Origin of the sequence: Sorangium sp. So ce834 (assembly GCF_051521425.1) — a bacterium.
In the GTDB taxonomy this organism is placed as follows: Bacteria; Myxococcota_A; Polyangia; order Polyangiales; family Polyangiaceae; genus Sorangium; species Sorangium cellulosum_D.
This window is the reverse complement of the sequence record NZ_CP150351.1, coordinates 2,698,227-2,723,136: the sequence shown is the minus strand read 5'-3', so window position 1 is coordinate 2,723,136 and position 24,910 is coordinate 2,698,227. Positions and strand designations below refer to the sequence as shown.

Here is a 24,910-nt window from a genome sequence, read left to right as displayed (position 1 = left end):
GAGGACGCCATGAATCGACGAACCAAGAGGGCGATCCGACTGGCCGCACGCGGGGCGCCGACACTGGTCGTGATGTCGATCGCAGCAGCGATCCATTCGTCGAGCTGCCTTGGACCAGACTGCTTTGAGCTGCATCAATGCGGAGGCGCTGCTGCAGACACGGCATCGCCGGAGTCGCCGGATCCGCCGGACAACCCTCCCGACCCGCCCGACCCGGGGGATGCGAAATGCATGCCCCGCGAAAACCCCGATGGCGTGGACGATACCTGCGGCGTCTTCGTGTCGGCGCGCGGTGACGCATCCAATGAGGCGGGAACCAAGGCGGAACCGCTCGGCTCGCTTCAGGAGGCCGTCGATCTCGCAAAGAAGAATGGAACCCGGCGCGTGTACGCGTGCGCCGGCGATGGCGAGGACTTCATCGAAACGGTCGAGGTGCCCGGCGGCGTGGCGCTCTACGGCGGGCTCGACTGCAACGACGGGTGGAAGTGGGTCGGCGATACGGAGAAGACGAGCCTGACGGCACAAAAAGGGGTGATCCCGCTGACGATGCGCGGGCTGCCGGGAACCGTGCACATCGAGGATCTGCACGTCGTGGCGCAGTCGACCGGGCAGCTCGACGCCAATGGAGCAGGGCTGTCGTCCATCGCGGCCCTCGCGCACAGTGCGAGCGTGGAGCTCGTGCGATGCGTGCTCGAGGCCAGACACGCGGGAGCGGGGGCGGACGGGGCCGCTCATATCGGTACCGCCGCGCAGGGTGCGCCGGGGGAAGCAGGCGGCAACGCATGCTCCGCCGGCCGGGATGTCGACGTGCGCGGTGGCCGCACGGTAACGAATCAATGCGGCACGCCCGACGATGCGGCCGATGACTCGTGGGGGGGCAAGGGCGGGAATGGCTCCGTGAATTTCGGAGACCGCGGAGACGATGGTAGACCCATTCTCATATCCATCGACGGAGCCGAGAACGGCGGCGTAGGCAACAACGGCCTACACTACTGCGCGCCTGGCCGACCAGGGAATGCCCTCGACGACAAAACGCCTGGAACAGCGGCCTCCGGCAGCCCCGGCGCGGACGCCATGGGAATCGGAGAGATCTCCCTGAACGGCTACGCCGGCGTCTCCGGCGGTGATGGCGGCCGTGGGGCGCCTGGACAAGGCGGCGGCGGCGGCGGCGGCGAGCGGGGCGTGCTTACGGCAACGGACACCCGCTATTGCCCGGGCGGTCGTCCGGGCGACCAGGAAAGTCGCGCCGGCGCAGCTGGCGGCTCCGGCGGCGCCGGCGGCTGCGGCGGCGCCGGCGGCCGAGGCGGCCTGCCGGGCGGCTCCAGCATCGCGCTCATCAGCCTGGATGCCGCCCTCTCCTTCGAGGGCGTGACCCTCAAGGCCGGCAGCGGAGGCGACGGCGGACAGGGCGGCCCGGGACAGCCGGGCGGCCCGGGTGGCCAGGGCGGCACCGGCGGAAGGGTCCCGGACGGGGCCGCGGGGCTACTCCCAGCCTGCGACGGCGGCACCGGCGGCAACGGCGGCAACGGCGGCAAGGGCGGCGGCGGTCAGGGCGGCCACTCCCTCGGCATTGCGTTTCGCGGAGCCCCGCCGCCCACCGACGGCGCCACCATCGAGCTCGGCGATCCGGGCACCGGCGGCCAGGGCAGCGATGCCGGCCACAGCGGCGCCCCTGGGATGGCGAGCAACACGCTGGAGTTCAACTAGCGCCCAAGTTGCGCGCGGCGCACCGCCGGTGGGTCCACCGGCGGTTCACCCTGCCGCGTGCGCCTCGATCTCCACACCGCCTCGCTGCCACCGCCGCTTCCGCCGCTCCGACCTTCGCGGCCATCGGCGGAAGCCGCACCTCGCCCCGTCGATGGCCGCCTTCGCTCAGGCGAAGCGCAACCTCAGCCGCTCGATGTCCGCCTTCACCCACGCGAAGCACGGCATCGATTTTCGATGCCCTGCATCGGTTCAACGATGTCTCACATCGATTTTTCAATGTCGCACGTCGATTTGTGGTAATTACCCCTTGACAAGCGCCTGCACCGAGCACACCGCCGCGCGTTGTCTCAGAGCCCCCAGTCTGGCTGTCCAGGTACTGCCTTCTGAGGCGCCGCTGCTCCTGCCGGCTTCGACCCACCCGGGCCGGAGGGTTGCGTCCCCCCCGGACGCCTGTCCTTGGGCGCTCCCGCCTGCACCGAGGACGCCGGCGCGGCGCTCGTCCCCGGCGAGCCTGCCGGAGCAGGCTTTACTTCCTCGGGTGGTGCGCTCGCTCCAGCGTCGCTCTCCAGCACCTGCGCGCTCAACGCCGGCCCTGGCAGCAGCGCCGGCTCCTCGCTATGCGCCTCCCCTGCCGCCACCGCAGGCGCCTCCCCTCTCGCCGCCACAGGCGCCTCCCCTGTCGCCACCGCAGCCGCCGCAGATCCAGGCGCGCTCGCCGCGACTTCCGCCGATGCCTCCGCCGCCGCCACCGGAGCCGGCGGCTCCTCCAGGGCGCGCCGCAGCGCAACCCCCAGCCCCAATCCCACCACCGCGAGCCCCACGCTGCCCGCCAGCACCCAGGCCACCCGCGCGCCGCGCGATCGCGACCGCTGCGACGCCGCCACACGGATCGCATCGGTCAGCGTCCCCGGCTGCGCCTGCGCCTCATGCCCCGCGGCCGCGCCATGGCCCCCCGCCTCACCGCTCGCCCCCGTCCCCGGCGCCCCAACCGCAGCGCCATACCCTGCTCCCCTTCCCCCGCCGGCGGCGGCCACCGGCCCCCCGCCCGCGCCGCCCCCGCCCGCATTGCTCCCACCCGCGCCGCCCGCACCGCCCCCCGCTCCCGCCCACGGCGCCCCCGCCGCTCCCGTCACCCCCGGCGTCCCCACCGCCGTCCACCCGAACGGGCTCGATCCCCCCACCCCCGACGACGAGAACACCGGCATCCCCGTCGCCCGCCCGAACTCCTCCACCATCTCGCGCACGCTCTGGAACCGCTGGTTCCGGTCGCGCGCCAGCGCCCGTGCGAAGAACGCGTCGATCGCCGGCGGCAGATCCGGCGCGAGCTGCCGCGGCGACGGGATCGGCTCCACGAGGATCCGCGTCATCACCTGCGCCAGCACCTCGCCGGGGAACGGCAGGTACCCGGTCACCATCCGGAACAGGATCACCCCCAGCGCCCAGAGATCGCTCCGCGCGTCGATGTCGCGCTCCGCACGGAGCTGCTCCGGGCTCATGTAGTGCGGCGACCCCATCACCTCGCCGGTCGTCGACGCCTCCGACACGAGCTTCGTCGCCGTCTCCTTCGCGATCCCGAAGTCGATCAGCTTGAGCATGTCCTCGTCCTCGCCGTCGACGCGCGCGAGGAACAGGTTCGCCGGCTTCAGGTCGCGGTGGACCAGCCCGGCGTCGTGGACGCTCCGCAACGCCTTCCCGGCGTGCACCAGGAGACGCTGCGTCTCCGGCAGCGAGAGCCGGCGCACCCGCGTGAGGCGCGCGCTGAGGTCCTCGCCGCGCAGGAGCTCCATCACGAGGTACGGCACCCCCAGCTCGAAGCCGAAGTCGTGCACCTGCACGACGTGGGGGCTCCGGAGGTGCGCCGCCGCGCGCGCCTCACGCTCGAAGCGCGCGCGGAACGCCGGCGACCCGGCGTAGGCCGTGCCCATGAACTTGACGGCGACGTGCGTGCCGAGCTGGACGTGCTGCGCCACCCACACCGAGCCCATGCCGCCCGCCGAAAGGGCGCGCTCCAGGCGGTACTTGTCGGCGATGATCGAGCCTGGTTCGAGCTGCATGCGCCGGGGCGCCTCCTGCGGTGGGAGCAGCGTAACCGATCGCACGCCGGACGCGCAGGCCGAGCGCGACGGACGCGGCGTGCGGGCGCGGCGCACGGGCGCGGCGCACGGGTCGCGGCGCAAGGATCGCGCGTCGAGGCGAGCTCGAGCGCGGCGCCGCGGTGCGACGGCTGTCGGCGCGACGGGCCAGCCTGCTCAGAACGGCCGGGGCGGCGGCTTCTTCTCCGCGGTGGCCGCGACGCCGGCCGGCGATGCAGTGCGGGCAGGAGGCGGCGGAGAGGGCGACCGGTCGCCGTCGTACACGGAGTCCGAGGCCATCACCGGCTTTCCAGGGACGGACGCTCGCCCAGGCGACGGCTTCGACGCTCCCATCGCAGCGCCTGCCGTCCCCGTCGGCGGCGACGGCCTCACCTGATCCGATGTCCCTCCGGGCCCGGGCGAAGCGGGCGGAACCGCCCCCTGCTGCGGCGCCGCTCGCGGCGGCGGCGCCGTCTGGGCCGCGCTGGCCTCCTGGGCCGCCCTGGCCTCGTGTTGCTCCTGCTCGATCGGCGCCGCCCCCTCGAGCCCTGCGTCCGCGCGCTCCGCGGGTCGCTCCATCGCGGCAGGCTGCCCCGGCCCTGCGGCAGCATGCGTCACCGCTGCCGCAGCCGGAGCCCTCTCGCGCGGCATCGCCTCCGCCGCGCCCACGGCTGGCTCGCTGCCTCCCTCGGCTCCTGCCGGAGCGGTCGGCTTTCCCCAGCCGAGGAGCCACGTCGTCGCGACCGCGCCCGCGATCACGCCAGCCACCAGTAGCACGGCCACGATCGCCGTGGCCTTCCCTCCCCTTCGCCTCGCCTTGCCGGCGGCTCCCACCTGCGCGGCGGGTTGCGCGCCCGCGGCGCGCGCGCTGGCCTGCTGCGCCTGTGCCGCGCGCATCCTGGCCATCGCCGCCTGATACTGCGCCTCGGCGGCCTCCCCTTGCATCACGAGCGTCCCGCGAAGCGTGACCATGGGTCCGGCTCCGGCGGCCGGGTCGGCGGCGCTCGTGCCCGACGCGGCTGCGCCTTGCAAGGCCTGCCCGGCCGCCAGCGCGCCCTGCGGCGCGTGCGGGCGCTGCAGCCCCGGCGCGCTCTGCACCGCCGGTTGCGCCCCCTGCACCGCATGCGCGCTCTGCACCACCGACTGCGCCCCCTGCATCGCATGCGCCCCCTGCACCGCATGCGCCCCCTGCACCGCATGCGCCCCCTGCACCGCATGCGCCCCCTGCGCGCCCTGCGCGCCCTGCGCGCCCTGCGCGCCCATCCCCCATGCCTGCGCGCCGCCCTGCCTCACCGCGCTGTTCCCGTCGCCGCTCTCCCTCGCCAGCGCCCCCGGCCACGCCAGCGGCGCCGTCGTCGCGAGCTCCTCCGCGGCGGCCGCGCTCCCCTGCCCTCGCGCCGGCGCCACCACCGTCTCCTGCTCCGCCGCGCTCCCCAGCGGCGGCGCGGTGCGCTCCCCCGTGATGCGCAGCCCCCCGCGCTCCGCCTCCCCCGCGCCCGCCCGGAGCTCCCCCGCCCCCGCCGCGGCCGGCAGGACGAACGCCGCGAGCTCCCGCGCCACCTCCTCCGCCGTCCCGAACCGCTCGTGCCGCTCCCTGCGCAGGCACCGGTCGACGATCCCCACGAGCCGCTCGTCCACGCGCCGCAGATAGCGAGACACCTTCGGGATCTCCCCCGACAGGATCTGCGACAGAAGCTGCGGCCCCTCGCCCTGGAACGGCCGCACGCCGGTGAGCATCTCGAACAGCATCACCCCGAGCGACCAGAGATCCGACCGCGCATCGAGGTCCTCGTCCGCGCGCAGCTGCTCCGGGCTCATGTAGAGCGGCGAGCCCACCACGTCGAGCGTCGACGTCGCGCCGCTCGCGGCCGCGAGGCTCTTCGCCACCCCGAAGTCGAGCACCTTGACCACGAAGTCGCCCGCCTCGCTCGGCCGGTGCAGGAAGACGTTCGCCGGCTTCAAATCGCGGTGCACGATGGGCACGGCGTGCGCCGCCCCGAGCGCGCCCGCCACGTCGTGCGCGATCCGCGCGGCCAGCGGCGCCTCCAGGCGGCGCCGCGCCTCGAGCAGCGCGGCCACGCTGTCGCCCACGAGCAGCTCCATGATGAGGCACGGCTCGCCGCTCTCGGTGCGGGCCACGTCGATCACGTCGACGATGTTCGGGTGCTGCAGCGCGCCGCAGGACTGCGCCTCACGGAGCAGCCGCTTGCGCAGCGACGGATCGGGCCGCGCGATCACCTTGAGCGCCACCTCGCGCCCGGTGGCCTCGTTCCTCGCGGCCCACACGACGCCCATCGCGCCCTGCCCGATCTTGCGGCCGAGGCGGTACTTCCGCGCGAGCAGCATGCCCGGAAGAAGCCTGTACGCCTCGATCGGTTCCGACATATGCCCCCCCGGGTCGCGCCCCAAGCCCAGCGCGGGCTTACCATCGCTCCCGCGCGACCGGAATCGCGGAACCGGCGCCCCGGCCGTCGACGCCGCTCAGGGGGCGTAGGGATCCCGCTTCCGCTCGTTCTCCCGCAGGCAGTTGGTCCGCATGAACCCGGTCTTCCCCGCGCACGGATCGACCTTGGGCCGCTTGGCGGCGGGCTGCTGCGGCGCCGGAGGCGGCGGCGCGGACGTTTTCCCGGGAGCTTTACCCCCGGGCTGCGCGGCAGCGGCGAGCCGCGACGCAGGCGCCGCCGCGGTCGGCGCCTGCGTCGCCGCCTTGGCCGGCGCTGCCACCGCGGGCGCCGCCGCTGCGACGGCCGCCGCCGTCGCGGACGCCGCTGCGGCCGGCGCGCTCGGCGCCGCCGGGGTCGATGCGTCCGCCTGCGCCGGCTCGGCGTTGCTCGCGGCGCCCGCATCCGCGTCGCCCTCGCTCGGCTCGGCCGCCGCCGGCGCCGGGGGCGCAGGCTCCGCCGGCGGAGGCTGCGTCTCGGCCGGCCTGGCGACGCTGCTCTCGACGCTCTCGCGCTCGACGTCTGCCTCCAACGACGCGTCCGGCCCTGCGGACACCTCGCTGCTGCCCGCGGGCGCGCGCAGGGCGAAGAAGAGCACCGCGCCCACGAGGCCAGCGGCGAAAGCAGCCACCAGCGCGAGGATCGCGCGGGGGACCTGGTTCCTGCCCGGGCGCCGCTTCGGCTCCGGCGGCGGCATCGGCGGCGGCGTCGCGCGCGCTGCCCACGGCGACGGCTGCGCTGGCGCCCGCCCCGCCTCCGGACCCGGCGCGAGCGGCGCGGGCGTCGATCTCCCCGCTCTCCCCGGCTCGTCCTGACCCCACGTCGGCGAGGCGCCCGCCCCCGCGTCCGCGCCCACCATGACCTCCGGATCGAGCTTCTGGGTCAGCTCGGCGTTCCACACCGGCTCGGCCGCACCGCTCGCACCTGGCAGTGGCGGCAACCCCGGCGGCACCACGCTCACCCCCAGCGCCGCCGGCAACCCCGGCGGCACCACGCTCGCCCCCAGCGCCGCCGGCACCCCCGCCGGCGCCACGCTCGCCCCCAGCGCCGCCGGCACCCCCGCCGGCACCACGCTCGCCCCCAGCGCCGCCGGCACCCCCGCCGGCGCCGCGCTCGCCCCCAGCACCGCCGGCACCCCCGCCGGCGCCACGCTCGCCCCCAGCGCCGGCGCCACCCCCGCCGGCGCCACGCTCGCTCCGCCGAGCGCCGGCGGCGATACCGGCGCCACGCTCGCCCTCTGCGCCGGCATCTCCGGCGCCGCAACGCCGCCTCCGCCCCCCACCGCGGCGCCCGCGGCGCCCGCCCTCCTGCCCGACCTCGCGCCCGCGGCCGTGTACCCGTCGAGGAGGTCCGCCACCTCCGCCGCCGACCCGATCCGCTCGTCCCGCTGGCGCGCCATGCACCGCGCGACGAGCTCCACGAGCCCCGGATCCACACGCCGCAAGTACCTGGAAACTTTGGGGATTTCCCCGGACAAAATGCCGGTGAAGACCGCCCTCGCGTCCCCCTGGAACGGCCGCGTGCCGGTCAGCATCTCGAACAGCACCACGCCGAGCGCCCAGATGTCGGCGCGGTGATCGACGTTCGGTTCCGCCCTCACCTGCTCCGGGCTCATGTAGAGCGGCGAACCCACCGCGCCGCCGGTCGCCGTGCGGATGCCGTCGTTCATGGCGAGGTTCTTCGCGACGCCGAAATCGAGCACCTTCACCACCGGGTCGTCCATGTCCGGCTCGCGGTGCAGGAAGATGTTCGCCGGCTTCAGGTCGCGGTGGACGATGTGCGCCGCGTGCACCGCGGCCAGGCCCCGCGCCACGTCGCGCCCGATCGCCGCGGCCACGTCCGCGTCGAGCCGGCGCCTGCGCTGGAGCAGATCCGCGAGCGTCTCTCCCGTGAGCAGCTGCATCACGAGGAACGGCTCGCCGAACTCGGTCTCGCCCATGTCGTACATGTCGATGACGTTGCCGTGCCGCAGCGCCCCGCCGTTCCGCCCCTCGCGCTGGAGCCGCCGCCGGAGCTCGGGATCCGGCCGGTGGATCAGCTTCAACGCCACCTCGCGCGACGTGGACAGGTTGAGCGCAGCCCACACCACGCCCATGGAGCCCTCGCCGAGCCTCCTCACCAGCTTGTACTTCTCGGCGATCACCAGGCCGGCAGCGATGTGCGTGAAGGACTTGGACATCGAGCTCAACAGGGTTGTTCGGGGCGCAGGACCGGGGCGCGCAAGGTATCGTGACGTACCACGGAACGAAAGGGCGTCACCACGAGGTAACACGCGCGCCACCGCGACCTGCGGGGATCTCCGCCCCAGCGCGCAACAGCAGGTACCCCGCGGCCATGCCGATCCCCACGAGGACCACCGCCGCGAGCACCGCCAGGGCGATCCACACGACCGCCGGGCGAGCAGCCGCGGACGGCGCTCGCTCCGGCATGCGGAGCGTCTCGAGCGGCACGGTGCCGCCCCCCGGCGCCTGCGCAGGCTGCGGCGCGATGGCACCGGCAGGACGCGCCTGCGCGGCGACGAGCGCCTGCCGATGAACGTCCGCCGCCCCCGGTGAGAGCTTGATGGTCCCGTGCTCCCCCAGCAAGGGATGGCTCGGCATCGGCGGCCGATGCGCGGGCGCCGCCGGGCTCCCGTTCGGCGGAGGCGCCGGCGATGCGCCCGACCCTCGCGGCGGCGTCGGCGACGCGCCCACCCCTGGCAGCGGCGTCAGCGACGCGCCCGACCCGCGCGGCGGCGGCGTCGGCGACGCGCCCGACCCGCGCGGCGGCGTCGGCGCGCCGCCGTGGCCGTGCGGAACCTGCAGAGGGGCCATCGACGCCGGAAGCGGCGTCGTTGTCGCCGGCATCGGCCCGGGCGCCGCCCCGCCCCACGGCCCCCGCCCCGGCTGCTGCTGCACGTCGTACCGCAGATCCGGCGACGAGCCCGGCGACGAGGCGCTGCGCGGTCGCGGAGGCGGCGCGACGAACGGCTCGAGCGCCGCCGCCACCTCCGCCGCCGAGCGCGGCCGCCGCTCGCGATCGCGCTGGAGACACTGCGCCACGAGGGCATCGAGCCCGGGGTCGATCTGCCAGACGATCTGGGAGACCGTGGGGATCTCGCCCTGCAGCACGTTTCTCAGGAGCTCGTGCGCCCTGCCCTGGATCGGCCGCCGGCTGGTGAGCATCTCGAACATCACCACCCCGAGCGCCCAGAGGTCCGCGCGCGTGTCGAGCTCGCCCTGCGCCCGCACCTGCTCCGGGCTCATGTACGCGGGCGAGCCGATGAGGATGCCTGTCGCGGTGCGGATCTGATCAGACGCCGTGGGGAACTTGCTCACGCCGAAGTCGAGTATCTTGACGACGTAGTTGCTCTCGCCAGGCTCGGTGTGGAGAAAGATGTTGGACGGCTTCAGGTCCCTGTGGATGATGCCGCGCTCGTGCGCCACGGCGAGGCCGCGCGCGATGTCGCGCGCGATGCGCGAGGCCTCGGGGACCTCCAGCTTGCGCTTGCGCTTGAGCAAGGACGAGAGCGTCTCGCCCGAGAGCAGCGGCATGACGAGGAACGGATCGCCGTCCTCGGTCTCGTCCGCATCGTAGATATCGACGATGTTCCGGTGGCTCACCGCGCCGCAGGCCCGCGCCTCCCGGAGGAGCCGGACGCGGAGCTCCGGGTCGGGCCGCACGAGCAGCTTGAGCGCGACCTCGCGCGAGGTGGCCTCGTTGTGCGCGGCCCAGACGACCCCCATCGACCCCTCGCCGATCCGACGGAGCAGCCGATACTTGCCGCGAACGAGCGTACCTGGCGGCGGGCCGGCAGGAGGCGAGGGAGATGACATGGATGGGCTCGCGTTAGGGACGACGCGGGGGCGGCAGGTCGAAGGCGCTTGAGGGGAATTGTCGCAGGTGAGATAGCGCACGGTCAAGGACAGGCGCGCGCCGGCGCGACCGCGGCGTCAGCGCGGGAGAGGCCGCGCGACACCGGGGAACAGAACCCCTATTTCTTGAACCGCGCCTCGCACTTTTGCTTCTCCATGAACTTGAGACCAGCGCACGGATTCGAGGGCGGTTTGGCGGTCTGCGCCGTCCCGGTCGGAGGCGAGCTGCCCCCGGTGCGCGGCTTCGCGCTGCTCGGCGTCGCCGGCGCGGCGGCCCCCGCCGCGGCGCCCGCGCCGACCCCCGTCGCGCTGCCGGCGCTGCCCGCGCCCGTCGCCGTCCCGGCGCCCGCCGCCGGCCCGGCCTTGCCGCTCGCCGCCGGCCCCGCGCTGCTCGCCGGAGCTGCGCTCTGCGCCGGAGCTGCGCTCTGCGCCGCCGGCGGCTCGGGCGGCGCTGCCGTCGCGGAGCCCGACGGCGACCCCGCCGGCTGCTCCGGGAGCCGGTCGTCCGGCGGCCGAACGCCGACGCCCTCGGGCGGCGTCCCCTCGTCCCTTCCCGAGGTGATCTCGGGCAGCACCGCGCTCTCGGACGGCGCCGGCGCGGCGGGCGCCGGCCCCTGCGATCGCAGCGCGATCAGCATCCCCACGAGGATCAGCGACAGCGCGGCAGCCGCGATCGCCAGCGTCGCGGCCGTGCGCTTGCGCTTTTGCTCGCCGCCCTGCAGCGCTGGCTCCTGGGCGCCCTGGGCCTGGTGCGCCCCGGTCTGATGGACCGACGGGTGGTTCGAGACGAGCGGGGTCGTCGACGAGCTCGCCCCCTGCTGCGGCACGCCCGTGCCGGTCGTCGCGCCCGGCCTGGAGTCGGAGGCGCTCGCGCCCTGCTCCGGCGCGAGCTTCACCGTCGACGCCGGGATCCCGCTCGACGACGCGCTGGCGCTGCCGGATGCCTGCGCGCCGGCAGCGCCGAAGCCCCCCGGCCCCGCCGTCCCCTCCGGCGTCGACGGCGAGGTCATACGCACGGTCATCCCCCAGGAACCGCGCTCCGGGATCGCCCCCGGCACCGGGTGCGCCGACGCGGCCGGCGCCGGCGCGGGCTGCACCACGCTCGATAGAGACGGCCTCGACGCTGCCGACGCCGCCGTGGGGAGCGGCGTCAGCAGCGCAGCCGCGGGATGTCCCGCCGCCGGGTGCTGCCCCGAGCCCGCGCGCTGCTTGCCGGCCCCGGCCGCCTCCGCGCTCCCCCGCGTGAGCGGCAGGGTCGCCACGTCCTCGTCCCACGGCGCGCGCCCCGCCGACGCCGCGACGATGTGCTGGCCTGAGCTCCCGGCGCGCCGAGGCGACGCGACCGCCCCCTGTCCCGCATCCGGGCTCGGGCTCGCCGCCTGCCCCGCAGCCGCCTGCCCAGGGCCCCGCGACGGCGGCGCGCCTGCCCCCGGCGGCTCCTGCACCGGGATCGGGGCCCGCGGCCCGCCGCCGAGCAGCGCCAGCGGCAGCGCTCCCGCGCCCGCGTCGACGCCCCCCGGCCCGGGTTGCGCCACCGACCGAGGTTGCGCCACCGACCCGGGTTGCGCCACCGACCCGGGTTGCGCCGTCCCGGCCTGCGCCGCCTGCCAGCCGCCGTCCGTGCCCTCGCCCGGAAGCAGCCCCAGCCCCTCCGGCGACGTCGTCCGCAGCGCCGCGTCCATGCCGGCGCCGACGCCCCGCGCCGCGTACCGATCGAGCTGCGCCGCGACCTCCGCCGCGGAGCCGATCCGGTCCGCGCGGTCCCGCCGCATGCAGCGCGCGATCAGATCGACGAGCCCCTGGTCCACCCGCCGCAGGTACTTGGACACGGTCGGGATCTCGCCGGTCAGGATCCCCATGAACACCGCCTGCGCGTCCCCCTGGAACGGCCGCATGCCGGTCAGCATCTCGAACAGCACCACGCCGAGCGCCCAGATGTCGGCGCGGTGATCGACGTTCGGTTCCGCCCTCACCTGCTCCGGGCTCATGTAGAGCGGCGACCCCACCGCGCCGCCCTGCACCGTGTGCAGGCCGTCGTTGACCGAGAGGTTCTTCGCGACGCCGAAATCGAGCACCTTCACCACCGGCTCGTCCATGTCCGGCTCGCGGTGCAGGAAGATGTTCGCCGGCTTCAGGTCACGGTGGATGATGTGCATCGCGTGCGCCGCCGCGAGGCCGCGCGCCACGTCGCGCCCGATCGACGCCGCCACCGGCGGATCGAGCCGGCGCCGCCGCGCGAGCAGCTCGGCCACGGTCTCCCCCGTGAGCAGCTGCATCACGAGGAACGGCTCCCCGGACTCGGTCTCGCCCATGTCGTAGATGTCGATGACGTTCCGGTGCCGCAGCGCCCCGCTGTTGCGCGCCTCGCGCTGCAGCCGCAGCCGGAACTCGGCCTCGGGGCGGTGGATCAGCTTCAGCGCCACCTCGCGGGCGGTCGCCACGTTGACCGCCGACCAGACGACGCCCATGGCGCCCTCGCCGATCTGGCGCACGAGCCGGTACTTCTTGTCGATCAGCACGCCGGAGGCGAGCAGCGTCGAGCTCTTCGGCGATGACATCAGCGGCTTTCCGGCAGCGCGGCGCGCCCCGCCGTCACGGAGCACGCCCGGACGGACGCGGCCAGCGGAGCGAGGCGAGCCGCGGCATCCCTCCGGCGCCCCCGTCCAGCGCTCGCGCCGTCCGTTCCCTCATGCGCCTGCTCCCGCGCGACGTAACATCCGATTCCCAGGTCCACGGGACGCGCCTCCTGAGCGGGGCATCTTACAGCAGTTCTCCCCGCCGCGATACGTTCTCTGCAGCGAGGGACGGACGACGAACGACCGACCAGGAAAGCGGGAGAAGCCCGATTCGCGTGTGTCGGGCGCGGACCCACGATCGCGCCCACGCTCGCTGCCAAACCCGGCGAACGACGCGAGGAAAGCGAGGCGCACATGGGCGACACAACCATCATGAAGGTCTCCTCCGGCCGCTCCCCGAGAGGCCAGATGGGCCAAAAATACCTGGCCTCCGGAATCCAGGTCTCGATGCGACTCTGGGAGCGCGAGCCGCCGGGCGACGCCAAACCGGCGACCGTGCGCGATTACGAGACCGTGGGGTTCGTCATCGCGGGGCGAGCCGAGCTGCACATCGAGGGGCAGATGGTGCGCCTGGAGCCGGGCGACTCCTGGACGGTGCCTAAAGGCGCATCGCATTCTTACAAGATCATCGAACCGTTCACGGCGGTGGAAGCGACGAGCCCGCCGGCCAGCGTCCACGGGCGCGACGAGGCCTGAGGAGGCCTGCCGGCGAGGCCTGAGCACGGCGCCGGCCGTCGTGCCCGGCGGGAAGAGCTCACCCAGGTCGCGGCGAGGAGCTCACCCGGGCCGCCGGGCGGCGCGCCTCACAGCGCGGTGCCGGCGCCGGCCGCGGGCTTCTCCTGCGCTCCCTTGGCGCGCCCTGTCGGCTTCTTCTCGTCCGCGCCGCCCGGCGCCGGCTTCTTCTCGCCGTCGGCGGTCTTCTTCTCCTCCGGCGCCGCTCCGGCCTGATCGCCCGCGCCCGCCGCCCCCTCGCTCTTCGCCGGCTTCGTCTCGCCTGCCTCGGCCTTCTCGGCCCGCGCCGGCTTCGTCTCGCCCGCCTCCGCCTTCTCGGCCCGCGCCGGCTTCGTCTCGCGTGCGCCCGCCGCCGTCCCCTCGCTCTTCGCCGGCTTCGTCTCGCCCGCCTCGGCCTTCTCGGCCCGCGCCAGCTTCGTCTCGCGTGCGCCCGCCGCCGTCCCCTCGCTCTTCGCCGGCATCGTCTCGCCCGCCTCGGCCTTCTCGGCCCGCGCCGGCTTCGTCTCGCGTGCGCCCGCCGCCGTCCCCTCGCTCTTCGCCGGCTTCGTCTCGCCCGCCTCGGCCTTCTCGGCCCGCGCCAGCTTCGTCTCGCCCGCCTCGGCCTTCTCCGCCCGCGCCGGCTTCGTCTCGCCCGCCGCCGCCGCAGCGCCTGCCGGCGCGCTGCTCCCGTCCTTGGCGACGGCCGCCTTGCGGCCCTCCTCCCCGGCGGGCGCGGCGGGCGCGGCGGCCGTCGCCGGCTTCACGGCGGCGGCCGCCTTGTCGCCGTCGTCCACCGCGCCGGCCGCCGGGGCCGACGCCACGCGGACCTCGTCCTCGCGCGGCTCGCGCGGCTCGACCGGCGGCGGATCGTCCGGCAGCGAGGTCGGCACGTACACCACGAGCCGATCCCCGGGCATCAGCGGGCTCCGCCTCGAGCGCTGGTTGATCCGCTCCAGGCTGCCGACGCTGAGGCCGTAGCGGCTCGCGAGATTGCTGAACGTGTCGCCCTCCCGCACCGCGATCTCGATGCGCTTGCGCCCCTTCAGCCCCTCGAAGTGGGCGAAGAACTCCTCCGAGCCGACCGGAAGGATGCGCGCGTGGGCCTCGTCGAGCAGGAACACCCCGTCGTAGCGCTGCGATCTCGGGACGAACAGCTGGAGCGTCATCCCCTCGTGCAGCGACGCCCCGGGCGAGAGCGTGTTCCAGCGGCAGATCTCGTCGGGCGTCACCGACAGCACCGCCGCGAGATCCCGGATCGCGTCGCCCGCGACCACGCGGTAGAAGACGCGCCGGCGCCCCTCGTACGAGAAGCGCTGCGCCGGGACCACCACGACCGGCTTCGCCGCCGACGACAGCGGCGCGCCGTTCGCGAGCAGGTGCTCCGCCGCCGCCACGCCCACGCCCTCCGCCGCCGGGACGAACAGCAGCGTCCCCGGGCGCACCGGCTCGCCGGGCCGCAGGCCGTTCAGCGTCTGCAGCGTCCACCGCGTCGTCCCGCGGAACGTCGCGATGTCGTCGAGCGACTCGCCCCAGCGGACCAGGTATCGCTCGAGCTTCGGCTCGCGCTCCAGGAGCTTCGGCATCGCCTTCGCCGCGCGCGCCCCCGCGCCCGCAGGCACCCGGACCTCCCAGCGCGCCAGCTCCTTCGCGTCCACCGGCAGCGGCGGCGTGCGCTTCGCCACGAGCTGCGGGTTCAGCGCCTCGATCTCCGGCGCCCCCGCCCCGACCGCGGACGCCACCGACTGCAGCGACACCCCGGAGCCGAGCGAGATCTTGTCGAACGTCACCGCCGGATCGAGCTCGACCTCGTCGCAGCCGAACACCTTCAGGTTCCGCGCCACGATCGCGATCGCGAGGATCTTCGGCACGTAGAGCGCCGTCTCGAGCGGCATCCCCGCCTCGAGCCGCGACAGCTCCCAGAAATCGTTCGTGTTGTACTTGCGGATCGACGCGAGCAGCCCGCCGTACCCCATGTTGTAGGCCGCGAACGCGAGCTCCCAGCCGCCGAAGCGCCGCCGCAGATCCGAGAGGTACCGCGCCGCCGCGAGGGTGGAGCGCTCCGGGTCGAGGCGCTCGTCGACCCATCGATCGACGGTGAGGCCATAGATGCGCGCGCCCTCGGGCATGAACTGCCAGAGGCCGGCCGCGCCGGCCGGAGAGTGGATGGTCGGGTCGAAGCCGCTCTCGACGAGCGAGAGCCAGAGCAGGTCCTCCGGGAGCCCCTGCTCGCGGAGGACACGGCGGATGGCGGCGCCGTAGCGGCCGCTCTTCTTGATCCAGGAGACCACGGCGGAGCGGCCGCGCGGGTCGTCCTTGTAGTACTCGAGGTAGCGCACGACCCGGCCGTCCCAGCGGACCGGGATCTCGGGCAGCTCGAGCTGCCGCAGCCAGGAGATGTCGCGGGTCTCCTCGGCCTGCGGCGGCGCCACGGGCAGCCCCGCGGGCGGCAGGCCGGAGGCCTCGAGGCGCGGCTCGCCCCCGCCGAGAAGGAGCGTGCCGTCGACCGGCCACGCGGGGCCGGCGCTCGGGGTCGCGCCGGGGAACAGGGCCAGGTCGATCTCGCGCATGGTGCGGAGCTCGGGCGACTCGGCGACGCTCGCCCCCGCCGGCGTCGCGGTGCCCGCGATGACCCGGCGCGCGGCCTCGTCCGGCGCGCCGGGCTCCCCCGGCTTGCGCGTGATCTTGCCCGCGCCCTTCTTCGTCGGCGCCTTCGGTCGCGCCGCCGGCTTGGCCGGCGCCTTGGCGGCCACGCGCTTCGCGCCGGCCTTGCCGCTCGACGCGGCGGCGGGCCTGGCCGGCGCGGGCTTCTCCGGCGTGGCCTCCGCCCCGCCGGCCTTCTTCGCCTCCGGCCGGTCCGCCTTGCCGCCGGCCGCCGCATCCCTCTTCGCCTCGACCTTGGCCGGCTCGGCCGCCGGGGGCGCGGCGAGGCCGTCGAGAGCGACGCCCGAGAGGGCGGCCATCCAGCCAAGACAGACAAGCCTGCGTGCGGCGCGTCGGATCCGCATGTCAGCGACCGACCTGTCTCACGATGCGCCCGAGGGGTCAACTTTGGCAGCCAGGCGGAACGGCCGCGAACCGTCCACGAGACGGGGGGCTGGCGCACATCGCACCGGCGGGGGTGTGATGAAGAGAGAGATTTTGAACCACAGAGGCACAGAGGGCACAGAGGGAAGAGAGAGGGAGGAGGAGAGAGGAAGAGGGCTCGGAGCTCGGATCAGAGAGGGACGGAAGTCTCTCTGTCCTCTGTGCCTCTGTGGCTCAATTTCTCTTCGGGCTTCCGCGGATCCCCGGCTGCCGCCTAGGAGAGGAGCGCGATGAAGTCGCCGATCGCCGTGAAGGGCAGGCTCTCGTTCACGACCCCCGCGCGCACCGCGGCCCCGGGCATGCCGTAGACCACCGCCGAGTCCTCGCTCTCGGCCACCACCGTGCCCCCGGCCGCGCGGATCGCCCGCGCGCCGTTCACCCCGTCGTCCCCCATCCCCGTCAGGATGATGCCCACCGCGCGGCTGCCGCCCACCTGCGCCACGCTCCGAAACAGCCGGTCCGCGCTCGGCACGTACCGGTCGCCAGGCGCCGGCGCCCCCACCCGGATCCGGATGTCGCCGCTCAACCCGACCCCGCTGCCCGGCGTCACCGCGATCTCCATGCACATCCGGCCCGGACACACGTAGGCCTTGCGGCTCACCACCTGGTCGCCGTTCTGCGCCTCGACCACCCGCAGCCCGCCCTTCCGATCGAGCCGCTCCGCGAACGTGCGGGTGAACTTGTCCGGCATGTGCTGCGCGATGAAGATCGCGCCGGGGAAGCGATCCGGGATGCGGTTGAAGATCTCCAGGAGCGCCGTGGGCCCGCCGGTCGACGAGCCGACCGCCACGAGGTGGCGCAGCGAGACCCCGAGCCGCGACGACTCCTGCACCGGACGCAGCAGCGCAGGCTGCGACGCCCGCGCCGGAGGCGAGGCCGCCGGCATCGGCGACCGCGGGCGGAGGTAGCGCACGAGCAGGACCTTCTGGATGATCTCCTTGCGGATCTGCGCGTCCGCCGTGAACTGCCGGTCCGGCTTCGCCACGAAGTCCACGGCGCCGAGCTCGAGCGCCTTGAAGACGTTCTCCTTGTGGCTGTAGCTCGAGACGATGATGACCGGCGTGGGCTGCCTCGCCATCAGGATGCGGAGGAAGGTGAAGCCATCCATGCGCGGCATCTCGAGGTCCAGCGTGATCGCGTCCGGCCTCAGCTGGGCCGCCTGACGGAGCGCGTCGTCGCCGTCTCCGGCCTTGCCCACGACCTCGATCTCGTCGCTTCCGCTCAAGATCTCGGCGATGTTGCGCCGGTTGTACGCGGAGTCGTCGACGACGAGCACGCGCAGGGGAGCGAATGTCATGAGCGCAAAACCTTCCGCCGGAGGTTCATTCTACCCCACCAGGAGCGCCATGGGACCACCCGTCGCCCGCGCAGCCTCGACTTCGTCGGCGCCTCATCCGCCACGCTCACCGTTCTCCCACTCACCGCCCCCCCGGCTCACCGCCCCCCCACTCGCCGCCCCCGCGCTCACCGCCCCCCCACTCGCCGCCCCCGCGCTCGCCGCCCCCCCGCTCCGGGAAGAGCTCCGCGAGCCCGAGGCGCATCGTCGCCGCCGGCTTGCGGTACACGAGATCCTCCCGCAGGTGCACGATCTCGAAGGCGGTCGTGACGTTCAGGAGCGACTCGGAGTGGCCCAGCAGGAGGAACCCGCCGGGCGAGAGGCGCTCGTAAAAGATGTCGATCACCCGGCGCCGCGACTCCTCGTCCAGGTAGATGAGCACGTTGCGGCAGAAGATGACATCCACCCGCCCGACCACCGCCGCGCGCGACGAGTCGAGCAGGTTGAGGTGGCCGAACTGGCAGAGCGCGCGCAGCTCGTCCACCACGTGGAATCCGTCCGGCCGCTCCGTGAAGTAGCGCCGCTTCAGCTCGGGCGGCGTCACGCGGAACGACGAGGCGCCGTAGACCCCCTTGCGCGCGGCGACCACGCACCGGCGCGAGATGTCGCTGCCGAAGACGCGCACCTCGCGGCGATCCGCGGCGCCCGACTCCCGCGCCGCGATCGCGATCGAGTAGACCTCCTCGCCCGTCGAACAGCCCGCGCTCCAGATGGACAGCCGGCCCTTGGCGCCCCCCGCCTTGACGATCATCGGCACGATCTCGGTCATGAGCGCGCGCAGCTGGTAGTCCTCGCGGAAGAAATACGTCTCGTTGACCGTGATGAGCTCCAGCGCCTCGTCGAGCTCGGCGCGCCCGCGGCTGTGGGAGCGCAGGTACTCGTGGTACTGCGCGAACGACGAGAGCCCGAGCACCACGACCCGCTCGCGGAGCCGCCGCTCCATCGACGTGCGCGCCTCGGGCCCGAACTGGAGCCCGCAGTGCTTGTTGAACAGGTCCCGCAGCCTCTGGAACTCGTCAGGCAAGAGGCGGATCTCGTCGTCCCGCCGCCGGTTCACAGCACCTTCCCCGACGGCGGCCCGCCGGACATCCCCGAGGTGGACATCGGGCCCTCGCCGCCATCGATCGAGGCGGGCGCGCTCAGCCGGTCGCCGGCCTCGCTCCACGGGGGATCCGAGCGGAACGGCGCGCCGCCCTGCGCCGCCGCCGCGACGAGCTCCGGCTCCCCCGACGCGCGCACCAGCGAGAGCAGCTCGCGGGCGCGCGTCCGCTCGTCGCCCGCGCGATCCGACAGCGACGCGTACAGCCGGCCGAGCGCGCGCGCCGCCGCGAGCCGGACCTCCCGCTCCTCGTCCGCCAGCGAGAGGCTCAGCACCTCGAGCGCCGAGACGCCCGCCGCCGCCGCGACCGCGGTCACGGCCGCGCGCCGCGCGCGCACGTCCCCGACCGACGCGACGCTCGTGAGGAACGCGATCTCCTCCTGATCCGCCGTGCCGAGCGCCTCGATCACGATCGCCGCCGCGAGGTGGGTCTCCCCCGCCTGCATCAGCTGGCGCGCGAGCGCGCGCGCCGACTCGGGGTACCGCTCCGAGAGCCCCGCGAGCGCGCTCTCCGCCGCGCGCGCGACCGGCAGCGAGATCGCGCGCGTCTGCGAGACGACGAGCGGGAAATCGTCCGCGGTCCCGATCTTCGCGAGGCCGTAGAGCGCGCTGGTCGCCACGAGCGTCGACGGGCTCTTGACCGACCTCCGCACCGCGCCGAGCAGCTCGTCGAGCGTCGGGTCGGCCGCGGGCTGCGGCGGGGGCGGGGGCGCGCCCTCGCGCCCGCGCTGCTCCGCGATCGCCACGGCGCCGTCGATGAGCGCGGCCGTCGCGTCGTCGAGGCCCTCCCAGAGATCCGGATCGGGATCGATGTGCCGCTCGAGGTAGGCGAGCACCGCGGGCAGCGCCTCCCCGCCGAGCAGCCCGAGCGCGCGCTGCGCCGTCTCGACGAGCGCCGGCTCGATCATCGCCTGCACCGCGGCGTCGGCCGCGCCCGGCGCGCGCGCCATCGCCGCGAGCACGAGCGCCTGCGCGCGCCCGCTCACCGGATCCGCGCCGAGGCCGCGCCACGACGGGGGCTCCGCGCCGCCCGCGCCCGGCGAGGCGGCGGCGGCCTGCACGAGGCGGGCGCCCACCTCCTGCGGGGCGGCCCGCAGCGCGTCGACCACGTGCGACGCGAGCGGCCCCTCGACGAGCCGCGCGAGCGCCCGGAGGAGCTGCGCGAACGCGCCGCCGCGCGCCGTCGCGAGCGCCGTGACGAGCGCCCGCGGCGCCTCCGGGCTCTCCGCGAGCGCCGCGGCGACCAGCGCCGCCGAGCGGAGGATCGGGTCGTCGATGAGCTGCGACAGCACCCGCCACGGCACCGGCGCCTCGAGGCCGTTCAGCCCGTTCAGCGCGGTCAGCCGCACGAAGCGATCCCGATCGCCGAGCCGCTCGTACAGGATGTCCGTCACCCGCTCGCGCGCGATGAGCCCCATCCCGGCGATCGCCTCGATCGCGCTCTGGCGCAGGTTGTCGTCCTTCTCGGCGAGCGCCGCGTAGAGCGCGTCGAGCGCCGCCGGGTCGCGCGTGCGGCCGAGCGCGTCGACCACGAGCTTGCGCTCGTCGCCCTTGAGCTCGGCGAGCGCGCCGACGAGCGCCGGCGTGGCGTCGCGGCCGCAGTAGCCGAGCACCTCGATGGCCGCGTTCCTGAGGCCCACGTCGTCGCTGGTCCGCAGCGCGTCGAGGAGCGCGCCGACGAGGACCCGCGCGGCGGACGGCCGCTCGCCCTCGGCGCCGCCCGGCGGGGCAGCGGGCCGCTCGCCCTCGGCGGCCGGCGGCGACGAGGCCTGGATCAGCCGGTGGCAGGCGTAGGTCGCCTCCTTGCGGACGCGCCAGTCGGGATCCCCGAGCGCGCGCAGGAGGAGCGGCAGCGCCTCCGCGACGTCGGCCCGGCCGAGCCGCGCGGCGGCCTGGCGGCGCTCCTCGGCGTCGTCCGCGGCGAGCGCCGTGGCGAGCGCCGCGATCGGCATCGGCGTGCTGCGCACGCTGGGCGAGATGGACTCGGGCTCGGTCGGCCAGGGGCCCGCGTCGCTCACGCGCGGGCCCCCGTACGGGCCGAGATCGTCGAACGCGCGGCTCACGGCGCCTCCAGGAGGGCGCCCGACGCGGCGAGCGCGAGCGCGAGCTCGATGAAGCGCCCGACGTCGAGCACGAAGATCATCCGCTCGTCGTGGGTCGTCACCCCGACGATGCCGCGCAGATCGCTGCTGCCGCCCACCGGCGGCGTCGGCCGGTAGTCGCCGCTCGTCCCGAAGACCTCGGTCACGGCGTCGACGACGAGCCCCACCGTGTGCGTCCCCACGTCGACCAGGATCCACTTGGTGCTGCGGCTCGGCTCGACCGGAGGCAGCCCGAAGCGCACGCGGAGCTCGATCACCGGCACCACCTCGCCGCGGTGGTTCGCGACGCCGGCGACCTCCTGGGGCGTGTGCGGCAGCGTGGTCACCTCGAGCGGATTCACGATCTCGCGCACCCGCGTGATGTCGATCGCGTACTGCACGTCGCCGACCACAAAGCCGACGAGGCTCTTGTGCGGGTCGGGACGGCTGCGCTCTCCAGTCAACGGCATCTGAGCCTCCGAGCGCCCGGGCTCTACGAGCCGCCCGGGCGCGGACGATTCGTCCGTTAGGACGCGAGTATGGCCTGCAGGTCGAGCAGGATGATGACGCGCGGCTGCGCCTCGCCCTGGGTGCCGTCCGGCGCGCTCGCCCCGTGCATGGGCCGGGCGATGCCGGCGATGTAGCCCGCGACGTCGCCCCCGAGCGCCGTCGCGGCGTGCTCGATCTCGGCGTCGGCGAGCCGGTAGACCTGCTGGACCTCGTCGACGAAGAGGCCGAGCGTCTCGCCGTTCGCCGCGTCGACGAGGAGGATGCGCGCCCGCCGCTGCGGCGCGCCCTCGTGCAGCCGCATCCGCCGCCGCAGATCGATGACGGTCACGAGCTGCCCGCGCACGCTGACGATGCCCATCGTCGAGTCCGGCGCGCGCGGCACCGGCGTGAGCGGGGGCGGCTTCAGGATCTCGCGCACGAGCGAGACGGGCGCGGCGTAGGTGTCGCCCGCGAGCGTGAACGCGAGGTACTCGGTCCGCGGGCCGCTCGCCTGCGCGCGCGGGTTCCTCTTCGAGACGGGGATCCGGGCGGGCCTTCGGGAGAGGTTAGCCATGGGTGCTCCGCGGGTCGTTGCGCTGCCTGTCGCCGCCGTGGAGGATCTCCTCGATGAGCGCCGGGGCGTCGAGGACGAGCGCGATGCGCTGGTCGCCGAGCTCCGTGGCGCCGGAGAAGCCGCGCACCGACGACAGCGACGGGCCGAGCGCCTTGATGACGACGTCCTGCTGGCCGATGAGCGTGCTCACGACGAGCCCGAGCCGGCGCGCGCCGACCGACGCGACCACGATGTACTTGCGCTTGCTCCCCCCCTGCAGCCCGAGCGTCGCGCGTCCTTCGCCGCGGCGCCCGCCGGACACGGCGGCCCGCGCCGCCGAGCCGCCGCGCGCCCCGCCGAGCAGGCCGGCGATGCGCGCGCTGAGCTCCTCCTCCTCGTTCAGGCCGAAGAGCCGCGCGAGGTAGCAGAGCTGGAGCGTGCTGTTGCGCAGCGTGATCATCTCGCGGCCGTCGATCTGGCGCACCGTGCTCTCGTCGAGCGCGACCGCCTCCTGCACGTTCGTCAGCGGGATCGCGAAGAGCCGGTCGGCGACCCGGACGATGAGCGCGCTGATGATCGCCAGCGTGATCGGCAGCGTCACCGTCATCTTGGTGCCGATGCCGGGCTCGCTGTGCACGTCGATGACGCCGCCGAGCTTGCTGATGTTCGTCTTCACGACGTCCATCCCGACGCCGCGCCCCGAGATCTCGCTCACGTCGGTCTTGGTCGAGATGCCCGGCTGGAAGATGAGGTTCAGGACCTCGCGGTAGCTCGTGGTGCGCGCGTCCTCCGGGGTCATCACCCCGCGGCGCAGGGCGGCGTCGAGCAGCTTGTCGACGTCGATGCCCTTGCCGTCGTCCTCGATCTCGATGACGACGTGGTTGCCCTTCTGGAAGGCGTTCAGCGCGATCGTGCCGACCGCCGGCTTGCCCACCGCCTCGCGCATGCTCTTCGACTCGATGCCGTGGTCGATGGCGTTGCGCATCATGTGCATGAGCGGGTCGCTGAGCTCCTCGACGATGAGCTTGTCGACCTCGGTCTCGGCGCCCGTGATGACGAGGTTCACGAGCTTGTCGGCGTCGCGGCTGATCTGGCGCACGACGCGGGCGAGCTTGTCGAAGACCTGCCCGAGCGGGACCATCCGGACCTCGAGGATGCCCGCCTGCATGGCGGCGAGGTGCCGGTCGAACGTGCGCTGGAGCCGGTGGAGATCGAGGGAGAGCTCGCGCTCGGTCGGCGCCGCGCGGAGCCGCTCGACGAGGCGGCCGAGCGCCGATCGGACGAGGGCGAGCTCGCCGACGATGTTCATCAGCCGGTCGAGCTTGTGGATGTCGACCCGCACCGTCTGGGCGACCGAGCGGATGGAGCTGAGCTCCCCCTTGCGGCCGCCGCGCGCGCTCGACGGCGGGCTCGCCTGCATCGAGCCGGTCAGGTCGACGGCCCGCGACACGCCCGTCGGCGCGCCGCCGCGCAGCGCAGCGGACATCGACGGCATGCCCGGCGGGGCGACGCGGCCGTGCCCGTTGTTGTTGCGCCGCGGGATCTCCTCGACCACGGCGCCGGCCTGGTGCAGGGCGCGCTGGAGCTCCTCGAGCGGCGCGCGCGACGCCATCAGGATGTCGAGCTCGATCGAGTCCTGGTCCGCGCCCGCGCCGGTCGGCAGGTAGGTGATGATCTCGCCGTACGGCTTCGCGGTGATCTTCAGGTCGTCGAGGGCCTGGTCGATCGTGGCGAGGTGGAACTGCACGCGGAGCCGGAACAGGGTCATCCCGCTCGCGATGTTCGTGCGCAGCCGGTGCTCCTCGTACTCGGTGAGCACGGAGAGCAGCCCCGGATCGAGGTCGTAGTTGTCGTCCGGGAGGCCGGCCGCGCTCGGGCCGGCGTCCTGATGGAGCTGGCGCAGGAGGTCGTCGACCTCGGGCATGGGCGCGTCGCGCCCGTCCTTCTCGTTCTGGAGGATGCGCCCGTAGAGCTCGACGCTGCGGAAGAGGAGATCGAGGACCGACGCGCTGATCTCGATGCGGCCGAGGCGCAGGTTGTCGAGCAGCTCCTCGAGCTCGTGCGACAGCGTGGCCATCCGGGTCGCGCCGAAGAGCCCGGCGAGCCCCTTCAGGGTGTGCACGGCGCGGAAGACGTCGTTGATGACGTCGGGGTCGACCTTGTTGGTCCGCACCGCCTCGTCGAGCGCGAGGAGGTCGCGCCCGAGCCCCTCGACGATCTCCTGCGCTTCGGAGAAGAACTCTTCTCGCGCTCGATCGCCGCTGTCGACCATCAGCCGCCGCCTTCCTCGCCGGAGCCGGGCTGCTTCGTGCGGGTCACCGGCTCCGGGGCGCCGGCGGGCGGCGGGGCTCCGCCGTCCTCGCGATCGGCCGGCGGCGAGGCGTCGGGCTCGGCGAGCTGGGCGCGCCCGTCGAGGCAGGCGACCACCGCGTCGCGCAGGGCCTCGGGCGTGAACGGCTTCGCGAGGAAGCGATCGGCGCCGAGGCGGAGCCCGCGCTGGATGTCGCGCTCGGCCGCCTGCGTCGAGATGATGAGGATGCCGACGCGGCGGTAGCGGTCGCTCTGCCGGACGAAGCGGATGAGCTCGAGCCCGTTGATGTCGGGCATGTTGATGTCGGTGATGACGAGGTCGAACGCGCCGCGCGGCAGGAGCCGGAGCGCGTCGAAGCCGTTCATCGCCTCGACGATATCGACGTCGCCCGCGAGCCCCAGCACGCAGTCCTCGAGCGTCGAGCGTACGTACGCTCGCATTGCCGGCGAGTCCTCGACGATCAGGATGCGTGCCATGTCGGCGACAGGGTAACGGAAATCCGCCGGGGAGGAGCAACTCGCTGACGGTCCGGCGGCGGCGCGCGCGCTCCTCGGAGGCGCGCCGGCCTATGTACGGCGGACTCCTTCCCGGTGTAA

At 74.4% G+C, this 24,910-nt stretch carries 15 protein-coding genes; 2 read left to right on the top strand and 13 right to left on the bottom strand.

Translation table 11 applies throughout. The annotated features are described in order from the left end of the window. Positions 1–9 precede the first annotated feature (9 nt). Positions 10–1,707 carry a hypothetical protein gene (locus WMF20_RS09705; RefSeq protein ID WP_437612635.1) on the top strand — a complete coding sequence of 566 codons (1,698 nt, stop codon included), beginning with the start codon at positions 10–12 and terminating at the stop codon, positions 1,705–1,707. 347 nt (positions 1,708–2,054) lie between these two features. Here WMF20_RS09705 and WMF20_RS09700 read toward each other — a convergent pair whose 3' ends face one another. From WMF20_RS09700 to WMF20_RS09680, 5 genes are all read right to left on the bottom strand, one after another. Further along, a complete protein-coding gene (locus WMF20_RS09700; protein ID WP_437612633.1) occupies positions 2,055–3,761 on the bottom strand; it encodes a protein kinase domain-containing protein in 1,707 nt (568 codons plus the stop codon). A gap of 195 nt (positions 3,762–3,956) precedes the next feature. Beyond that, on the bottom strand, positions 3,957–6,164 hold the full coding sequence (locus WMF20_RS09695; RefSeq protein WP_437612631.1) for a protein kinase domain-containing protein: 2,208 nt from the start codon (positions 6,162–6,164) through the stop codon (positions 3,957–3,959). A 96-nt stretch (positions 6,165–6,260) separates the two neighbouring features. Continuing rightward, the gene (locus WMF20_RS09690) at positions 6,261–8,399 is read right to left on the bottom strand and encodes a protein kinase domain-containing protein (protein WP_437612630.1); all 2,139 of its coding nucleotides are present in this window, start codon (positions 8,397–8,399) and stop codon (positions 6,261–6,263) included. Between the two features lie 76 nt (positions 8,400–8,475). Continuing rightward, positions 8,476–10,035 (bottom strand): protein kinase domain-containing protein, encoded by a 1,560-nt coding sequence (locus WMF20_RS09685; RefSeq protein ID WP_437612628.1) that lies wholly within the window; start codon positions 10,033–10,035, stop codon positions 8,476–8,478. A 158-nt stretch (positions 10,036–10,193) separates the two neighbouring features. Beyond that, a complete protein-coding gene (locus WMF20_RS09680; protein ID WP_437612626.1) occupies positions 10,194–12,632 on the bottom strand; it encodes a protein kinase domain-containing protein in 2,439 nt (812 codons plus the stop codon). A 372-nt stretch (positions 12,633–13,004) separates the two neighbouring features. Here WMF20_RS09680 and WMF20_RS09675 point away from each other — a divergent pair, with 372 nt between their 5' ends. Then, complete coding sequence (locus WMF20_RS09675) at positions 13,005–13,346, top strand: cupin domain-containing protein (RefSeq protein ID WP_129574074.1); 342 nt, start codon at positions 13,005–13,007, stop codon at positions 13,344–13,346. A 107-nt stretch (positions 13,347–13,453) separates the two neighbouring features. On the opposite strand, the gene WMF20_RS09670 is transcribed toward WMF20_RS09675, so the two are convergent. From WMF20_RS09670 to WMF20_RS09635, 8 genes are all read right to left on the bottom strand, one after another. Then, the gene (locus WMF20_RS09670; RefSeq protein ID WP_437612624.1) at positions 13,454–16,321 is read right to left on the bottom strand and encodes a transglycosylase SLT domain-containing protein; all 2,868 of its coding nucleotides are present in this window, start codon (positions 16,319–16,321) and stop codon (positions 13,454–13,456) included. 338 nt (positions 16,322–16,659) lie between these two features. Continuing rightward, positions 16,660–17,742, bottom strand: a complete 1,083-nt coding sequence (gene cheB, locus WMF20_RS09665) for a chemotaxis-specific protein-glutamate methyltransferase CheB (protein WP_129574072.1) — start codon at positions 17,740–17,742, stop codon at positions 16,660–16,662. A 121-nt stretch (positions 17,743–17,863) separates the two neighbouring features. After that, complete coding sequence (locus WMF20_RS09660; protein WP_272828168.1) at positions 17,864–18,838, bottom strand: CheR family methyltransferase; 975 nt, start codon at positions 18,836–18,838, stop codon at positions 17,864–17,866. Further along, positions 18,835–20,943, bottom strand: coding sequence for a HEAT repeat domain-containing protein (locus tag WMF20_RS09655; RefSeq protein WP_437612622.1), 2,109 nt, complete (start codon positions 20,941–20,943; stop codon positions 18,835–18,837). The genes WMF20_RS09660 and WMF20_RS09655 overlap by 4 nt, the downstream gene beginning before the upstream one ends. After that, a complete protein-coding gene (locus tag WMF20_RS09650) occupies positions 20,940–21,431 on the bottom strand; it encodes a chemotaxis protein CheW (RefSeq protein WP_129574069.1) in 492 nt (163 codons plus the stop codon). Before WMF20_RS09650 ends, WMF20_RS09655 begins: the two co-directional genes overlap by 4 nt. 56 nt (positions 21,432–21,487) lie before the next feature. Next, positions 21,488–22,024, bottom strand: a complete 537-nt coding sequence (locus WMF20_RS09645; RefSeq protein WP_437612619.1) for a chemotaxis protein CheW — start codon at positions 22,022–22,024, stop codon at positions 21,488–21,490. Further along, entirely contained in the window at positions 22,017–24,275 is a 2,259-nt protein-coding gene (locus tag WMF20_RS09640; RefSeq protein ID WP_129574067.1) for a chemotaxis protein CheA, read from the bottom strand. Before WMF20_RS09640 ends, WMF20_RS09645 begins: the two co-directional genes overlap by 8 nt. Beyond that, complete coding sequence (locus tag WMF20_RS09635) at positions 24,275–24,790, bottom strand: response regulator (protein ID WP_129574066.1); 516 nt, start codon at positions 24,788–24,790, stop codon at positions 24,275–24,277. The genes WMF20_RS09640 and WMF20_RS09635 overlap by 1 nt, the downstream gene beginning before the upstream one ends. Positions 24,791–24,910: the final 120 nt, after the last annotated feature.

What these genes read in the sequence shown, in the direction of transcription:
- WMF20_RS09645 (WP_437612619.1), bottom strand. Translation starts at nt 22,024, where the DNA reads ATGGCTAACCTCTCCCGAAGGCCCGCCCGGATCCCCGTCTCGAAGAGG.
- WMF20_RS09700 (WP_437612633.1), bottom strand. Translation starts at nt 3,761, where the DNA reads ATGCAGCTCGAACCAGGCTCGATCATCGCCGACAAGTACCGCCTGGAG.
- WMF20_RS09670 (WP_437612624.1), bottom strand. Translation starts at nt 16,321, where the DNA reads ATGGCCGCCCTCTCGGGCGTCGCTCTCGACGGCCTCGCCGCGCCCCCG.
- WMF20_RS09685 (WP_437612628.1), bottom strand. Translation starts at nt 10,035, where the DNA reads ATGTCATCTCCCTCGCCTCCTGCCGGCCCGCCGCCAGGTACGCTCGTT.
- WMF20_RS09680 (WP_437612626.1), bottom strand. Translation starts at nt 12,632, where the DNA reads ATGTCATCGCCGAAGAGCTCGACGCTGCTCGCCTCCGGCGTGCTGATC.
- WMF20_RS09690 (WP_437612630.1), bottom strand. Translation starts at nt 8,399, where the DNA reads ATGTCCAAGTCCTTCACGCACATCGCTGCCGGCCTGGTGATCGCCGAG.
- WMF20_RS09640 (WP_129574067.1), bottom strand. Translation starts at nt 24,275, where the DNA reads ATGGTCGACAGCGGCGATCGAGCGCGAGAAGAGTTCTTCTCCGAAGCG.
- cheB (WP_129574072.1), bottom strand. Translation starts at nt 17,742, where the DNA reads ATGACATTCGCTCCCCTGCGCGTGCTCGTCGTCGACGACTCCGCGTAC.
- WMF20_RS09650 (WP_129574069.1), bottom strand. Translation starts at nt 21,431, where the DNA reads ATGCCGTTGACTGGAGAGCGCAGCCGTCCCGACCCGCACAAGAGCCTC.
- WMF20_RS09635 (WP_129574066.1), bottom strand. Translation starts at nt 24,790, where the DNA reads ATGGCACGCATCCTGATCGTCGAGGACTCGCCGGCAATGCGAGCGTAC.
- WMF20_RS09675 (WP_129574074.1), top strand. Translation starts at nt 13,005, where the DNA reads ATGGGCGACACAACCATCATGAAGGTCTCCTCCGGCCGCTCCCCGAGA.
- WMF20_RS09695 (WP_437612631.1), bottom strand. Translation starts at nt 6,164, where the DNA reads ATGTCGGAACCGATCGAGGCGTACAGGCTTCTTCCGGGCATGCTGCTC.
- WMF20_RS09705 (WP_437612635.1), top strand. Translation starts at nt 10, where the DNA reads ATGAATCGACGAACCAAGAGGGCGATCCGACTGGCCGCACGCGGGGCG.